Source organism: Nocardioides sp. Iso805N (assembly GCF_000364605.1).
GTDB lineage: Bacteria > Actinomycetota > Actinomycetes > Propionibacteriales > Nocardioidaceae > Nocardioides.
The window spans coordinates 62,217-77,528 of the sequence record NZ_KB822583.1 but is presented as its reverse complement, the minus strand read 5'-3'; the positions used below and the strand labels follow the sequence as shown (position 1 = coordinate 77,528).

At 70.4% G+C, this 15,312-nt stretch carries 12 protein-coding genes, 1 pseudogene and 1 riboswitch; of the genes and pseudogenes, 3 read left to right on the top strand and 10 right to left on the bottom strand.

The features are described 5' to 3' along the window. Positions 1-22: 22 nt before the first annotated feature. Positions 23-700 (bottom strand): annotated as a pseudogene (locus H036_RS23415) (ATPase, T2SS/T4P/T4SS family); the annotation flags it as partial. A 376-nt stretch (positions 701-1,076) separates the two neighbouring features. Between H036_RS23415 and H036_RS0117235 the strand changes: the two are divergent. Next, positions 1,077-1,691, top strand: coding sequence for a PilZ domain-containing protein (locus H036_RS0117235; protein ID WP_017936054.1), 615 nt, complete (start codon positions 1,077-1,079; stop codon positions 1,689-1,691). A gap of 52 nt (positions 1,692-1,743) precedes the next feature. Here H036_RS0117235 and H036_RS23410 read toward each other — a convergent pair whose 3' ends face one another. The 8 genes from H036_RS23410 to H036_RS0117195 all read right to left on the bottom strand — a co-directional run bounded on the left by H036_RS23410 (position 1,744) and on the right by H036_RS0117195 (position 8,755). After that, positions 1,744-2,394, bottom strand: coding sequence for a C40 family peptidase (locus H036_RS23410; RefSeq protein WP_017936053.1), 651 nt, complete (start codon positions 2,392-2,394; stop codon positions 1,744-1,746). Between the two features lie 6 nt (positions 2,395-2,400). After that, positions 2,401-2,571: riboswitch (cyclic di-AMP (ydaO/yuaA leader) on the bottom strand. 212 nt (positions 2,572-2,783) lie between these two features. Continuing rightward, positions 2,784-3,587: an HAD-IIA family hydrolase gene (locus H036_RS0117225; protein WP_017936052.1), complete on the bottom strand. Its 804-nt coding sequence runs from the start codon at positions 3,585-3,587 to the stop codon at positions 2,784-2,786. 29 nt (positions 3,588-3,616) lie between these two features. Continuing rightward, entirely contained in the window at positions 3,617-4,834 is a 1,218-nt protein-coding gene (locus H036_RS0117220; RefSeq protein WP_017936051.1) for a histidine kinase dimerization/phospho-acceptor domain-containing protein, read from the bottom strand. Continuing rightward, complete coding sequence (locus H036_RS0117215; protein WP_232421896.1) at positions 4,827-5,522, bottom strand: response regulator transcription factor; 696 nt, start codon at positions 5,520-5,522, stop codon at positions 4,827-4,829. The genes H036_RS0117220 and H036_RS0117215 overlap by 8 nt, the downstream gene beginning before the upstream one ends. A 31-nt stretch (positions 5,523-5,553) precedes the next feature. Next, positions 5,554-6,099, bottom strand: coding sequence for a hypothetical protein (locus H036_RS25995; protein ID WP_017936049.1), 546 nt, complete (start codon positions 6,097-6,099; stop codon positions 5,554-5,556). 108 nt (positions 6,100-6,207) lie between these two features. Further along, positions 6,208-7,113, bottom strand: a complete 906-nt coding sequence (gene ligD / locus H036_RS0117205; protein ID WP_017936048.1) for a non-homologous end-joining DNA ligase — start codon at positions 7,111-7,113, stop codon at positions 6,208-6,210. A 2-nt stretch (positions 7,114-7,115) separates the two neighbouring features. Next, positions 7,116-7,811: a L,D-transpeptidase family protein gene (locus H036_RS0117200; RefSeq protein WP_017936047.1), complete on the bottom strand. Its 696-nt coding sequence runs from the start codon at positions 7,809-7,811 to the stop codon at positions 7,116-7,118. Then, positions 7,808-8,755 carry an ATP-dependent DNA ligase gene (locus tag H036_RS0117195; RefSeq protein WP_017936046.1) on the bottom strand — a complete coding sequence of 316 codons (948 nt, stop codon included), beginning with the start codon at positions 8,753-8,755 and terminating at the stop codon, positions 7,808-7,810. Before H036_RS0117195 ends, H036_RS0117200 begins: the two co-directional genes overlap by 4 nt. Positions 8,756-8,811: 56 nt before the next feature. Between H036_RS0117195 and ku the strand changes: the two genes are divergently transcribed. After that, on the top strand, positions 8,812-9,735 hold the full coding sequence (ku, locus tag H036_RS0117190) for a non-homologous end joining protein Ku (protein ID WP_017936045.1): 924 nt from the start codon (positions 8,812-8,814) through the stop codon (positions 9,733-9,735). A gap of 264 nt (positions 9,736-9,999) precedes the next feature. Here the strand turns inward: ku and H036_RS0117185 are convergent, their stop codons facing one another. After that, complete coding sequence (locus H036_RS0117185) at positions 10,000-14,700, bottom strand: NAD-glutamate dehydrogenase (RefSeq protein WP_232421895.1); 4,701 nt, start codon at positions 14,698-14,700, stop codon at positions 10,000-10,002. Between the two features lie 79 nt (positions 14,701-14,779). On the opposite strand from H036_RS0117185, the gene H036_RS0117175 reads away from it, so the two are divergent. After that, entirely contained in the window at positions 14,780-15,256 is a 477-nt protein-coding gene (locus H036_RS0117175) for a DUF2505 domain-containing protein (protein WP_017936042.1), read from the top strand. The last annotated feature ends 56 nt before the right edge of the window (positions 15,257-15,312 follow it).

Here is a 15,312-nt window from a genome sequence, read left to right as displayed (position 1 = left end):
GTCTAATAGGGAAGCGCAACTCCCAGACCTCCTCGGCGCTGATCACCCGATCGCCGCCAGGGATCGCGGCGGCCAGGCAGTTGAGCATGGTGGTCTTCCCTGCCTGCGTACCGCCGGCGACCAGCAGATTGAGCCCGGCCCGGACGCTGGCCTCCAGGAACGCTGCGGCAGCGGCGGAGAGGCTGCCCAGCTCGACCAGGTTGGCGAGCCGGGCGGCGCGCAACGAGAACTTCCGGATGTTGACCGCGGCGAACCCTCGTGAGATGCCGTCCAGCACCACGTGCAACCGATGACCGCCCGGCATCGTCGCATCGACGAATGGCGTGGACCGGTCCAGCCGACGACCCGAAGCCTTGAGCATCCGCTCCACCAGCTCGGTCACCTGCTGCGGATCCAGCACGAGGTTGGTCAGCTCGTGCCGGCCGTGACGTGCGACGAAGACTCGTGAGGGGTCGTTGATCCATACCTCCTCGATCTCCGGGTCGTCGAGGTAGGGCTGCAGCGGCCCGAATCCCGACAGCCGCGCGACGAGCTCGGCCACCACCTCGTGCGGATCCCCGACCGGCAGCACTGCCCCGGTCAGCGACCGCTCGTCGTGCGCTCGCACTACCGACTCCGCGAGGCGACGGACCACGGCGGCATCGCGCTGCGGGTCGACGCCTTCGCGACGGACCAGCTCTCGAACGCGAGCGTCGAGCATCTCGACGACCTGAACCTCGGCGGTGGCAGCGCGCGCACCGTCGACAAAAGATGACAACTCCATGTCCGGATTCCGTTCCCGAGTGAGGACTCCAGCCAGAGCACCGTACGTCGGGGAGAGTTGCCTGAAAAGATCCCACCGAGACATCTGTGGATAACTTTTGACGAGCCCGGATGCGAGCGCGCTCGAGCATTCCCGGGACGAGCTCGGCACCCGCAGCGGACGCGATACCGGACGAAAATGCCGCTCGCGATTGCCGTTACTGCCACCGGAAGGGCGTCTCTCCTGCCACTATGGCGCGGTGACTCCCAGGACATCCAGCTCTCGTTCGCGGATGGCGGCTCCGGAACCCCGATCCTCTGCCGATGAGAACGCTATGCAGTCCCCTGACGTCAATCAGCCGGTCCTGCTCCACGGCGAGCATGGGGACTTCGCCAGCCGCGTGGAGGGGATCGCTGACGGCGCGCTGATCCTTGCCCGGCCCTTCGGGTTGCCGCTGGACACCGACCTGGACATCGGCCGACCGTTCGAGGTGCAGTGGACCTCCGCCTTCGGCCTCTACGCGCTGTCGGTGCGGGTCACCGAGCGCGCCGTCGACGGCAAGATCCGGATCTGGCATGCGCAGCCGATCGGCAAGGTCCGGATGACCAACCGCCGCGCGCACGTACGCGTCTCGGTGGCGCTGTCGCTGATCCTGGAGTACGGCGGGGAGAAGTTCGAGGCGTCACTGCTCGACGTCAGCGAAGCGGCGCTGCGCTGCCAGATGCCCGAGCCACTCCCCAAGCCGGAGGAGGGCGAGGAGCCCAGCCTGCGTGCCTACTTCAACCTCGGCGGTGCGGAGTTCGCCCTGGACGGCAACCTCTTCCGCAGTACGCCGAAGCGCGACTTCACCGAGCTGGTGATCACGCTGCCGACCGACGAGCGGACCCGGTCGGCCCTGCGTCGGGCGGTGTTCGCCGAGCAGATCCGGGCGCGCCAGCTCTCTCGCTGACGCACCCGGACGCAGTTCGGCCACACCGGCGCGCCCGAGCACCCGCCTCGGCTCAGGAGAGCCGCAGGGTGCCGGGGAACCAGCTGTTGGTCCAGATGGCTTCCTTGCGCACGTCCGCGCCGGTGTGCGGGGCGTGGATGATGATCCGGCGACCGTGGCTCCAGCCGTCGAAGATGCCGACGTGGTAGACGTGGCCGCCGCTGGTGAAGAACACCAGGTCGCCACGACGCATGTGAGCGCGGGAGATGTGGCGCACCGCGCCGGACTGCGCCGCCGCCGTACGCGGGAGGTTGAGGCCGGCCGCGTGGAACGAGTACAGCATCAGACCCGAGCAGTCGAAGGACGTCGGCCCGGTGGCGCCCCAGCGGTAAGGGTCGCCCTGCTGGCGCGCGGCCACATGCAGCGCCCTGGAGACGCGATGGTGGCGGCGGACCTTGCGGCGGTGCTCGACACGGAGCTTGCGCTGGTGCTTGGTCAGCCGGGGCTTGACGCTGGGAGCGATGGCCGCAGCGTTGGTCGCTGTCGTGGTTGTGGTGGTGGCGCCCGTCGTCGTTGACGGCGCTACCGCAGGAGCCGCGGACGGCATCGTGTAGCTCGAGAGTGTGGTGGTCGGGGAGCCGACGGCGTGGGCGCCGACAGCCGGGATGGCAAGGAGGCCGGCAGAGGCTGTCGCGGCCATGGCGGTACGAATGAAGTTGGGCATGCGTGGGTGTCCTTCCCACGCCTGCGAGGTCAGCTGTCGGGTTCGGGCGAGAAGGTGCCCGGCCTGGTGCCCTGACGGTGCAGGACGTTCGGCTTCACCCCGAGCGGCACACCGGAGTCCGGTGCGGCCGCGAAGAACGTTGGGTCCCCCGCTCCTGCCCCTGGGTGTTCGTGCTGCGGATCGGCTCCGGAAGGGGCAGGACTCGGCGTGTCCGGAGGCCGGTGCTTGCTGGCGCAAACAACAAAGACGGTAGGCATACGAATCCGCCGAAATCCAAACAAGACTCGGTAAAGTGAGTGCGCTAAGTCACACGCTGAGCGTGAAAGATCAACTTGAACGCGATTCAAATCACATGCGTTCAAGTCGACAGCGCGCCCAGATCCGCGGTATCAGGACTCGGTTGGCGGGTGCACCAGAGGGATCAGATCCTTCACCGAGTCGACCACCTTGGTCGGCCGGTAGGGGAACCCCTCGACCTGTTCGGCGCGGGTGGATCCGGTGAGGACGAGGAAGGTCTGCAGGCCCGCCTCCAGGCCGCTGATGACGTCGGTGTCCATCCGGTCACCGATCATCGCGGTGGTCTCGGAGTGGGCCTCGATCCGGTTCAACGCGGTGCGCATCATCAGCGGGTTCGGCTTGCCGATGAAGTAGGGCGTGCGCCCGGTCGCGGTCGAGATCAGTGCCGCCACCGAACCGGTCGCCGGCAGGGTGCCGTGCTGTGAGGGTCCCGACGGATCAGGGTTGGTCGCGATGAACCGCGCACCGCCCTCGATCAGCCGGATCGCGCGGGTGATCGCCTCGAAGGAGTAGGTCCGGGTCTCCCCCAGCACCACGTAGTCAGGTCTGCGGTCGGTCATCACGTAGCCCACGTCGTGCAGTGCGGTGGTCAGGCCCGCCTCGCCGACGACGTACGCCGAACCGCCGGGGCGCTGGTCGGCCAGGAACTTCGCGGTGGCGAGCGCCGAGGTCCAGATCGCCTCCTCGGGCACGTCGATGCCGCTGCCCAGCAGGCGGGCACGCAGGTCGCGCTGGGTGAAGATCGAGTTGTTGGTCAGCACCAGGAAGCGCCGGCCGGTGGCCTTCAGGGCCTCGATGAACTCGGCGGCGCCAGGAAGCGGCACCTCCTCGTGGACGAGCACCCCGTCCATGTCGGTCAGCCACGTCTCGATCGGCCGGTGTGCAGCGCTCGTCATGGTCCTATCCTGTCGCATCGGCTGCGGATTCAGCGTCGGGGTAGCACGATCTCCACGCCACCGGCGGCGTACTCGCCCTCCAGTCGGCCGCCGAGCGCCGTCGCAACGGTCCTGGCCCGCAGCAGCGGCGTGGTCGCGCTCTTGCGCGCCGCGACGATGGACTCCGCCGTCACTGTTATCCGCAGGTGAGCGTCGGTGCCGACCGCGAAGACCAGCCGAACCGCCCCCTCGCTGCGGTGCGTCACGTCGATCAGGAGCAGCTCCAGGATCTGCTCCACCGGTCCCGGCGTGTACGTCGTAGCGCCGTCCCCCTCGATCGCCGCGGTCAAGGTGCGGTGCCGAGCGTCGAGCTCGTCGGTCCAGTGCTGCGCGACCTGCCGCGCGAGCACCTCGAGCGGGACGGTGGCCTGAGCCGCCAGTGCCCGCCGCCGGGACGCCGCGATCAGCTCGCCGGTGACGGCGTCGAGCTGGTCGACCCGCTGAAGCGAACGGGTCAGTGCGGCCGCCGCGTCCTCGGGCAGGTCGTCGAGCAGCGCCGCCTCCTCCAGCTCCCATCGCAGCCCGGTCAGCGGCGTACGTAACGCGTGCGAAGCCCGGCGGGCGAACTCGTCCTCGCCCGCCAGCCGGTCCTGCAGCTGGCGCGCGCTGGCGTCGAGCGCCTCGGCGATCGCGCTCACCTCGGGCGTCCCGCCGCGCGGCAGGTCGAGCTGGAACCGGCCCCTGCCCAGCGCCGCGGCCGCGCCTGCCAGCCTGCGGAAGGGCCGGACGTACCAGCTGGACAGGAGCGCGCCCACCAGCGCCGCCACGACGGCCGTCATCAGCAGCAGGAGCAGCATCTGCGACCTGCTCTGCCAGGCAGCATCGTGCACCACGGCGGCGTCCTCGCTGAGCAGGATGTAGCCCTTGTCGGCGGTGGGCGCCGTGGCCCAGACGTCAGCGCTGCCGGCATCGGTGTCCAGCGGCCCGGTGAATCCTGCCCCGCGGACCTCCACCTCCCGGCCGTTCCCTGGGTGGAACAGGACACCAAGGTCCTGGCTCACCAGCGGACGCAGCAGCGCATCGTCGACCGCACCGCCTGCGTCGATGCGCTCGTCGGCCAGTGTGGCGAGCACCAGCACGGTGCGGTGCACGACCTGGTCGTCGTGCGCCCGCACCGAGCGCTGCACCGACCACGTGCGCAGCAGGTATCCCGCCGATGCGAGGACCAGGACCAGGGCGACGAAGAGAAGGACGGCCCTGCTACGCATCCGTGGGGCCGCCCTCCAGGCGGAACCCCACGCCGCGCACGGCGACCACCTTGTCGGCCGCTCCGGCCGCCTCCAACTTGTTGCGCAGTCGGCCGATGGTGACATCGAGCGTCTTGGTCGAGCCGAACCAGTTCTCGTCCCACACCTCGGCCATCAGCCGCTCGCGCGGGACGACCTTGTCACGGGCGCCGGCGAGCACCGTCAGCACCTCGAACTCCTTGCCGGTCAGCGGCACCTCACGGTCGTCGCTGTAGACGCGATGAGCGGCGACGTCGATCCGCAGGCCACCTTCGACGGCCGGTGCCGCCCGACCACCGGTACGCCGCAGCAACGCCCGGACGCGGGCCTGCAGCTCGGCCAGCCCGAACGGCTTGGCGAGGTAGTCGTCGGCGCCGTAGTCGAGCCCGACCACCCGGTCGAGCTCGCCGGCGCGCGCGGTGACGATCATGATGCCGCCCTCGTAGCCGGCCGATCGGGCCGAGCGGCACACGTCAAGGCCGTCCATGTCGCCCAGCCCGAGGTCGAGGATGACCACGTCGGGCATGGTCTCGGCGTGCGGGTCGAGCACGTCCAGAGCGGCCGCACCGGTCTGGACCCACGTGACGTCGTAGCCCTCGCGCTCGAGGGTGCGCACGAGGGGGAAGGCGATGTCTTCCTCGTCCTCGACGACAAGCACATGGTGGGCCACGGGAGAAGGATAGTGGTCATTCGTCGACCGATCAGGACCTGGTCGACACGGCTCGGCGTGATCGGTGCCGACGCCAGCGCCGTTCGGCGACGAGGAGCGCCGATGCCGCCAGGATCGCCAGCGGCACAGCCACCCACAGCATCCGCTCGACGAGTGGGACCGATCCCAGGAACGGATAGCCCAGATAGGCCACCCGCGCCATCGCCAGCTCGACATCCGGCCCCGCCGTGGACAGCTTCCACGGGTCGGAGCCGTCGTCGGTGCCGGTGCGAACTCCGAGCACATCGCGTGCCTCGACCTCGCGGGTCACGCGCCCCCCGTCGCCGTACGGCGCGGGCGGGCGGAACGTGATCACATCGCCGATGTGCAGCCGGCCGACCGCGGCCTGCGTCGAGAACAGCAGCGTGCCTCGGTCCGCCTTCCCCGCGAGCGCATGGCTCGGGACTGCGACGCGCTGCACGCCGAGGAGCGCCTGCACTCCGAAGAACAGCACCACCGGCACCAGCACCGCACCGACGACCACCAGGCACGCGCGACCGAGCGCGGGCCGGCGATGCGGCACGGTGGGGATCTCCACATCCCCGACGCTATGGACCTGGCGCGCCCGCCGCCACCACGACGGGGCCACGCAGGTACCACGAGGTCCCTACGCCCTGGTAACAGTCCCAACAGGCCGGCGCCGTACTCACCCGTCGCCGAACAGGTCGCCGTGCTCCTGCACGCGCTCGAGCACTTCCTCGAAGCGCAGCTGCTCCAGCCCGAGCGGGTCCTCCGCACCGGACTCGACTTCGGCCCAGCTGACCGGCGCCGCAACCGTTGGCCGCTCGCGGCCACGCAGCGAGTAGGGGCACACGGTGGTCTTGGAGCCGGCGTTCTGCGACCAGTCCAAGAACACCTTCCCGGTACGCCGGCTCTTGGTCATGGTGGCGGTGACCAGCCCCGGGTGCTGCCGCTGCAGCTCCTCGGCGACCTCCTTGGCCAACGCCGACGACTCCTCACTCGGCAGCGGGGCCGGTAGCTGGGCGTAGAGGTGCAGCCCCTTGCTGCCGCTGAGCACCGGCGTACTGGTCAGCCCGCGCCCGGCCAGGAGCTCACGTGCCAGCAGCGCCACCTGGCAGCACTCGTGCAACCCGGCCGGCTCGCCCGGATCCAGGTCGATCACGATCCGGTCCGCGCCGAGTGGATCGCCCTCGGCCGAGACCCGCCACTGGTGCACGTGCAGCTCCAGCGCGGCCAGATTGACCAGCCAGGTCAGCGTGGCCAGGTCGTTGACGATCGGGAAGGTGAGCAGGCCGTCCTTGCCGCTGGCCGTGCGCGAGCCCGTGGTCGGGACGGTGACCGTGCGCACCCAGCTCGGCGTACCGGCCGGGGCGTTCTTCTCGAAGAAGCTCCCTTCGGCCACGCCATGCGGCCAGCGCACCCGGGTCACCGCGCGATCGCGCAGCTGCGGCAGCAGCACCGGCGCGATGCTGGCGTAGTAGTGCAGCACCTCGCCCTTGGTGGTGCCGGTGCGCGGGTAGAGGACCTTGTCGAGGTTGCTCACCGCAAGGGTGCGGCCCTCGACCTCGACGCGGATCTCGGCGTCCGCCACCGCTACCTCCCGATCGCTATCACCGGCACCCGGGCCGGGTCTAGACGGTGCATCAGCTTCTTCAGCATCCAGCGCGGAGCACTGACGCAGCCCGCAGTGGCGCCGCTGCCGTTGACGTGCAGGAAGATCCCGGCGCCGCGGTGGCGCACCTGCTCGCGGTTGTAGTCGAGCACCATCGCGAACTCGTACTGCTTCGGGTAGGCCGCCAGCCGTTCCGACCCGTTCTCGGCGCTCAACGGCAGCCACCAGCGGAAGCCGCCCCGCGCCTTGTTGCGGTAGCGGTTGTAGTAGGGCGAGGCGTTGTCCTCCACCCAGTAGTCGCCCGATCTGATCCGTCGATAGGGCAGGTCCCAGCCGGTCGCGGCCGGGTGCGTGCCGAAGGCGGAGATCAGACCGTAGGTCCCCAGCGGGGTGGCACCGGTGCCCTGATGCCGACGGCTGCCGGCGACCAGGCCGCCGTACCCGATGTGGCCGTCCGAGGTGGTCAGCCGACGCGTCCAGACGCCATCGCGCAGCACCCAGTAGGAGACCCGAGCCAGGCTTCCGTGGGTGTGGTTGACGGTGATGACCTGGGTGGTGCCTGCTCGCAGGTGGACGGCGACGCCGCCCAGCGTGACCTTGGCGGCCGAGGCGTGTGCCGGCGCTCCCGGGAGCAGCAGCGCGGTGGTGGCGACCAGCGCGAGCAGGAACCGCCTCATGGCAGGTCCTGCGGCGAGAGGTCGGTGCGCACACCCTGATACGAGGGCTGGCGCAGCCGACCGCCCGAGGCCAGCCCGGTGCCGACGCCGTGGGTCTCCACCTCGACCACCACCAGCGGCTCCACCCACCGGGTCCCCCGGATGTCCTCCCGGGGCACCTCGTCGGTGAACGGGCTGCTCCCCCGTTCGGTCAGCAGGTCCCGCAGCTGCCCACTGTGCCGTCCTGTGATCCCACTGCCCACCCGCCCACGGTAGAGCAGTCCCTGCGCCGTCGGCTCGCCCACCAGCAGCGCCGCGAGCCGGTCCGCGGTGCCCTCCTGCGGCCGCCAGCCACCGACGACGTAGGAGGCGCGGAAACGGTGCGGGAACTTCAGCCATGCCCTGCTCCGTACCCCGGGCTCGTAGCGCGCAGTCCGCCGCTTGCTGACGATGCCCTCCAGCCCCTGCGCGAGGGTGGCGCCGTGGAGCAGGCGCCCGTCGTCGTACACGCCGGGAACCTGCCAGCTGCCCAGCACGCCCTCCTGCGAGAGCGCCTCCAGCCGGGCACGTCGCTCGGTCCACGACAGGCCGGTCAGGTCTTCGCCGTCCAGACGGAGCATGTCGAAGACCATGTACGTCGCCGGCCGGGCAGCGGCGAACCGCGCCACCTTGCGCGGATCGCGGACGTGCATCCGCTCCCCCAGCACCCGGAAGTCGGGCAGGCCGCGGTCGTTGAGCGCGATCACCTCGCCGTCGACGACGAGGTCGCGACCCGGGTCGTGCGCGAGCTCGGGCCATCCTGCGGTGGCATCGTTCTCGTTGCGGGTGGTCAGTCGAAGGCGGCCCGCGGCGTACTCACCGAGCAGCCGGATGCCGTCCCACTTCACCTCGTGCACCCAGTCCTCACCGGCCGGGACTCCGTCGATGCCTGGCGGGATACCGGCGGTGGCGAGCATCGGACGCATAGGGCCCATCCTGCACGGTGTGGCAATCCGGCGGCGGGCCAGGAAGGATGGTGAGCATGCGAGCGATCTGGAAGGGCGCTGTCTCCTTCGGCCTGGTCAACGTGCCGGTGAAGCTGTACGCCGCGACCGAGTCCCACGACGTGTCGTTCCGACAGGTGCACGTCAAGGACGGGGGCCGGATCCGCTACCAGCGGATCTGCAGCGTCGACGGCGAGGAGGTCCCCTACTCCGAGATCGCCAAGGGCTATGAGACCGAGGACGGCGAGATGGTCGTCCTCACCGACGACGACATGGCCGAGCTGCCGTCGTCGTCCTCGCGCGAGATCGCGGTGGAGAAGTTCGTGCCCAGCGAGCAGATCGACCCGCTGCTGTTCGAGAAGTCCTACTACCTCGAGCCCGAGGCGAGCGGCGCCAAGCCGTATGCACTGCTGCGCCAGGCGCTGCTCGACGCCGACCGGATGGCCGTGGTCACGGTCGCCCTGCGCCAGCGCACCACCGTCGCGGTGCTGCGGGTCCGGTCCACGGAGAACGGCGACGTGATCGTGCTGCAGACCATGATGTGGCCCGACGAGGTCCGCACGCCGGACTTCAACGTCGAGGTCGGCGAGGTCAAGGACGCCGAGGTCAAGATGGCGCACATGCTGGTCGAGACGCTCTCGGGTGACTTCGACGCGGCCGAGTTCGAGGACGACTACGCCGAGGCCGTCGAGGCGTTGGTCAAGACGAAGGTCGAGGGCGGAGACGTGACCCGCACCGAGACCTCCACCCCGACCTCGGGAGAGGTCGTCGACCTGCTCGCCGCCCTGCAGCGCTCCGTCGCCGCGGCCAAGCAGGCCCGTGGCGAGGACGTCCCCGACGAGGCAGACGGCGAGACCGCCACCAAGCCGAAGAAGAAGGCCGCCGCCAAGAAGAGCACGACCAAGAAGGCCGCGACGAAGAAGACCAACGCCAAGAAGGCCGCCGCCAAGAAGAGCGCCTGAGACCTGCCCCTCTTACCGAATGAACAGTCATTCGGTAGCGGAGGAGGCGGGGGCGCCGGAAGAGGCGCTGCGGACCGGGCGGGGTGGCTGACGGCGGGGCGCCGGAAGGGGCGCTGCCGGACGACGCGCCGGCGAGGAACGAGCCGCGCGCGGCGGTAGGCCTGCCCCTGGCGCCTCGCCGCCAGCCGCCCCGCCCCAGCCCGCCCAGCCCCGAGACCCGCAGACCCCGAGGACCGAGGACCGAGGACCGCGGACCGCGGACCGCTACAACAACGTCCGCAACGCCCGCACAGCCACCGACAGCCTGGCCAGATCCGCACCCTCGTCCAGCCCGATCTCGGACAGCATCGCCGTCGCCCGGCCCAGCCGCTCCTCGAAGTCCTCGGGCGTGCCGTCGAGCTGTTGCGCGGTCAGCGCCGCGTGCACAGCGTGCAGGTCCTCGCGCAGCGAGGCCCGCGCCATCGACTGCCAGCGGTCGGCTCGCGGCAGCGCCACGATGCAGCTCAACAGCTTCGGCAGGCCCAGTCGCTCGCCGAGCTCGAGGTGCGTGCGGATCACCGTGGCCGGGTCGTGGCCACCTGCCAGTGCCACCTCGACCACGCCGAGCAGCATCGAGGCCGGCTCCAGGACAGCGACCTGCGCGGCCAGCTTCGCTGGCACACCGGCTTCGGTGAGCCGGTCGCGGCGAGCGACGAAGCTCTCCTGCTCGATGCCGGTGAGCAGTGCTGGCAGCGCGGCCAGCATGTCGCCGAACGGCTGCTGATAACGCGCGACCGCAGCACTGCCGTCGGTGATCCGGTGAGCGACCAGCCAGCGGGTCAGCCGCTCGGCCAGGGTGCGCAGGTCGATCCGCATCCGGGTCTGAACGGCCGCGTCGACCTGGTGGTCGAGTCCTGCGATCCGCTCGCGCAGGGCCGTCCAGCCGACCAGGTCGCGGGCGACCAGGTTCGCGCGGACCAGCTCGGTGACCGTCGCACCGGTCTCGGCGCTCAGCCGCGGCCAGAACGTCGAACCGGCGCCGTTGACCAGCTCGTTGACCAGCTGCGTGACGATGATCTCGCGGCGCAGCGGGTGCTCCTCGATGGCCCCCGCGAACCGCTCCTGCACCAGCGAGGGGAAGTACGCCGCGAGCAGCGGGGCGACGTACTCCTCGTCGGGGAGCGTCGTGTCGATCAGCTCACGGGCGAGCTCGATCTTGGTCCAGCTCATCAGCACGGCAGCCTCGGGGCTGGTCAGCGCGCCACCGATGTCGAGCCGGTGCCGCACCTCCCCGACCGCCGGCAGTCCCTCGACCTCGCGGCTGAGCACCCCGCGCCTCTCGAGCTCGGCCATCCACTCCTCCTGCACGTGCAGGAGGGAGACACCGTTGGCGGCGGCGTTGGCCAGGGCGAGGTTCTGCTGGTCGTTGTCACGCAGCACGAGCGCGGCGACCTCGTCGGTCATGGAGGCGAGCACCTCGTTGCGCTCCTCGCGGCCGAGCTCGCCGGTGCGCACCAGCCGGTCGAGCAGGATCTTGAGGTTGACCTCGTGGTCGGAGGTGTCGACGCCGGCGGAGTTGTCGATCGCGTCGGTGTTGATCCGGCCGCCCGCAGCACCGGCACCGCCGTGCTGTGCGTACTCGACCCGGCCGGCCTGGGTGAGTCCGAGGTTCCCGCCCTCACCGATCACCCGCGCCCGGACCTCCGAGCCGTTGACGCGGACCGCGTCGTTGGCCTTGTCGCCGGCGGCCGCGTGCGGCTCGTCGCTGGCCTTGACGTAGGTGCCGATGCCGCCGTTCCACAGCAGGTCGACCGGGGCGCGCAGGATCGCGCTGACCAGCTCTGCGGGCGTGAGGGTGCGCACGCGCTCGCCCAGCCCGAGCGCAGCTCTCACCTCGGGACTGATCGGGACCGCCTTGAGAGTGCGGGAGAAGACCCCGCCGCCGCGGGAGATCAACGACCGGTCGTAGTCCTGCCAGCTCGACCGGGGTAGGCCGAAGAGCCGCTTGCGCTCGGCGAACGAGCCAGCCGCGTCGGGCCTCGGGTCCAGGAAGATGTCGCGGTGGTCGAAGGCGGCCACCAGCCGCAGGTGGGGCGAGAGCAGCATCCCGTTACCGAAGACGTCGCCGGACATGTCGCCGATGCCGACGCCGGTGAAGTCCTCGCTCTGCACGTCCACGCCGAGCTCACGGAAGTGTCGCTGCACCGAGACCCATGCACCGCGAGCGGTGATGCCCATCGCCTTGTGGTCATAACCCACCGACCCGCCGGAGGCAAACGCGTCGCCGAGCCAGAAGCCGTACTCGCCGGCGACCTCGTTGGCCAGGTCGGAGAAGGTCGCGGTGCCCTTGTCGGCGGCGACCACCAGGTAGGAGTCGGGGCCGTCGTGGCTGACCACGTGCGGCGGCGAGACGGTCTCCTGGTTGCCGTCGGCGCCATCGACCAGGTTGTCGGTCAGGTCGAGCAGACCCGAGATGAAGGCGCGGTAAGCCGTCGGCCCGTCTCCGCGCTTGGCGACGAAGCCGCCCTTGGCACCCACCGGCACGATGACCGTGTTCTTCACCATCTGTGCCTTCACCAGGCCGAGGATCTCGGTGCGGTAGTCATCGGTGCGGTCCGACCAACGCAGGCCGCCGCGGGCCACAGGGCCGAAGCGCAGGTGCACGCCCTCGACCGAGGGCGAGTAGACGAAGATCTCGAACTCCGGCCGCGGCAGCGGCAGGTCCGGCAGCAGCGTCGGCTCCAGCTTGAGGCTCAGCGCCGCGCCGGCCCGCTCCTCCGACGCCGGCACGAACCAGTTGGTGCGCAGCGTCGCGGTGATGTGCGTGAGGTAGGAGCGCAGGATCCGGTCCTGGTCGAGGCTGGCCACGTCGTCGAGCGCCGCCTCGATCCGTGCGGTCAGCTCCTCCTGCCGCTGGCCCCGCTCACCGTCGGCTCCGGAGGCGAGCGCGGGGTCGAACCGCACCCGGAACAGCTCCACCAGCAACCGCGTGATGGTCACGTTCGTCCGCAGCGCGCCGGCGATCGTGCGCTGGGAGAACGGCGTGCCGCCCTGCTGCAGGTAGCGGGCGTAGGCGCGCAGCACCATCACCTCACGGTGGTCGAGCCCGGCGGCCAGGACCAGCGTGTTGAAGGAGTCCACCTCGCCGGCGCCATCCCACATCGCCCGCAGCGCCGCGCGGAACCGGTCGTGATCGGCCACCTCGCCCAGCCCACCGTCGCCGGCGTAGCGCAGGCCGAAGTCGTAGATGTGCGTCGGCTGCCCGGTGCCGAGCAGCCCGTAGGGGCGTTCGTCGGTGACCTCCACGCCGAGCGAGGTGAGCATCGGGAGCACGTGCGAGAGCGAGAGCGGCGCTCCGACGCGGTAGATCTTCAGCCGTGCCTCGTCGTCCGCGGCCCGCTCCGGGCGGTAGACGCCCAGGTCGATGCCGTCCTCGCCGAGCCCGTCGAGGACCGCCAGGTCGGCCGCTCCCGTGGCGGCGTCGAAGTCCTCCTCGTAGGCGGCCGGATAGGCGTCCAACCAGCGCCGCAGGCCTGCGTCGTACCCGTTGCTGATGGCCGTGGCGAGGTCGTCGCGCCAGCTCCGCGCAGCCGCGGCGAGGCGGCGCTCGAGGTCGGGTACGTCGACCTCCACGGGGTGGCTCAGGTGCACCACGAACTGCACGCGCGCGGTGGTGGATTGTCCGATCCGGACGAAGTACTCGATGTCGACGGCGTCGTACTGCTCGGTCAGGATTCGCGCGAAGCGCTCCCGCACCGCGGTGGTGTAGCGATCGCGCGGCAGCCAGACCAGGACCGAGATGTAGCGGCCGTAGGTGTCAGGCCGTGCGACCACCCGCAGGGTGCGCCGCTCGCGCGCGGCCAGGCCGGTGGCCGCCAGCGCCGCCAGCTCGTCGATGCCGGCATAGAACAGCTCGTCGTGCGGATAGGTGTCGAGCGTGTCGAACAGGCTCTGACCGACGTGACTCTGCGGGGTGAAGCCGCTGCGCGCCAGCACCTCCTTGGCCTTGCGACGCAGCACCGGCACCCGACTGATCGGCTCGGTGTAGGCGGTGGAGGTGAACATGCCGAGGAAGAGCCGCTCCCCGACCACCTCGCCGGCCTCATCGAACGTCTTGACGCCGACGTGGTCGAGATAGCCGGGGTGTCCGACGGTCGAGCGCGAGTTGGCCTTGGCCAGCACGAGAACGGTCTTCTCCCTCGCCTTGACCCGGACCGCCTCCGGCATCCGGCCCGCCTCCGCCTCCCGCGAGGGATCGTTGCGCAGGATGCCCAGACCGGTGCCCGCGACGCCGCGCAGGAACTCCGGGGAGCCGGGCGTGCCCTCGAGCCGGTAGTCGCGCGCACCCAGGAAGGTGAAGCGACCCTCGGCCAGCCACTCCAGCAGCGCCGCGGCCTCCTCGGCCTCGCTTGCCGAGATCCCGGCCGGAGCATTGCCGCGCAGCTCGGCGGCGGTGGTGGTGACCCGCTCAAGGATCTTCTCGGTGTCCTCGACAGCCTCTCGCACGTCCTCCAGCACCCGCTCCAGGTCGGCGACCAGTTCGTCGACCTCGCCGTCGGGGACCCGGTCGATCTCGACGTGCATCCACGACTCCCGGACCGCTCCTTCGGCCGGCTCGGTCGCCGCGTCGGTGACCGGCTCGATCTCCTTCAGCGCACCGGCCACGTCGCGGACGACGTCGAAGACCGGATGGATGACGAGGTGGACGTCGCGGCGCTGCCGGCTGAGCTCCATCGTGACTGAGTCCACCAGGTAGGGCATGTCGTCGACCACCATCTCCACGACGGTGCGGCCGGCGGCGCTCCAGCCCTGGCCGTCCTCGGAGGGGGTGCACACCCGCACGCGGGCGGTTCCTTGCGGTCTCTCGGCAGCGAGATCCAGGTGGGACTCGAGCGCACCCTGCAGATCAGCGGGACTGCGCGCATCGACATCCTCGCGGGCGACGTGGCGGACATAGGCATCCAGGAGCTGCGTCGTCTTTGACACGCTCCCGACACTAGACCCGGCCACGAGACGTATCTCGCATGGGGCCGACACGACCCAGCCGGGCAGGCATGATGACGCCATGAGCACCACCGTGACGTTCGACATGACCTACGACGCCCCGCTCGCGACCGTGACCGCGATGCTCGCGGACCAGTCCTTCCGGGAGCAGGTGTGCGCCGCCCAGCACGCCATCTCCCGGACGGTGTCGATCAGTGGCATTCCCGGCACCGTGGACATCGCCTACACGCAGGAGACCGCGGGCGTCCCGTCGTTCGCGAAGAAGTTCGTCGGCCACACGATCTCGATCAAGCAGCACGAGACGTGGTCCACCCCGAACGCCGCCACCCTCGACATCGATGCCGGCGTACCGATCGCTGTCGTCAAGGGCTCGGTCGCGCTCGACGCCCGCGGCTCGCAGACGCTGCAGACCTTCACCCTGCAGGTCACCGTGAAGGTGCCGCTGGTCGGCGGCAAGCTCGAGGCGCTGATCGCTGACATGATCCGCAAGGCGCTGACCAAGGAGCAGGTGGTCGGCAAGGCCTATCTCGCCCGTTGAGAGGTCACCTTCTACGGCTCGAGAGGTCACCTTCTACGGCTCGAGAGGTCACCTTC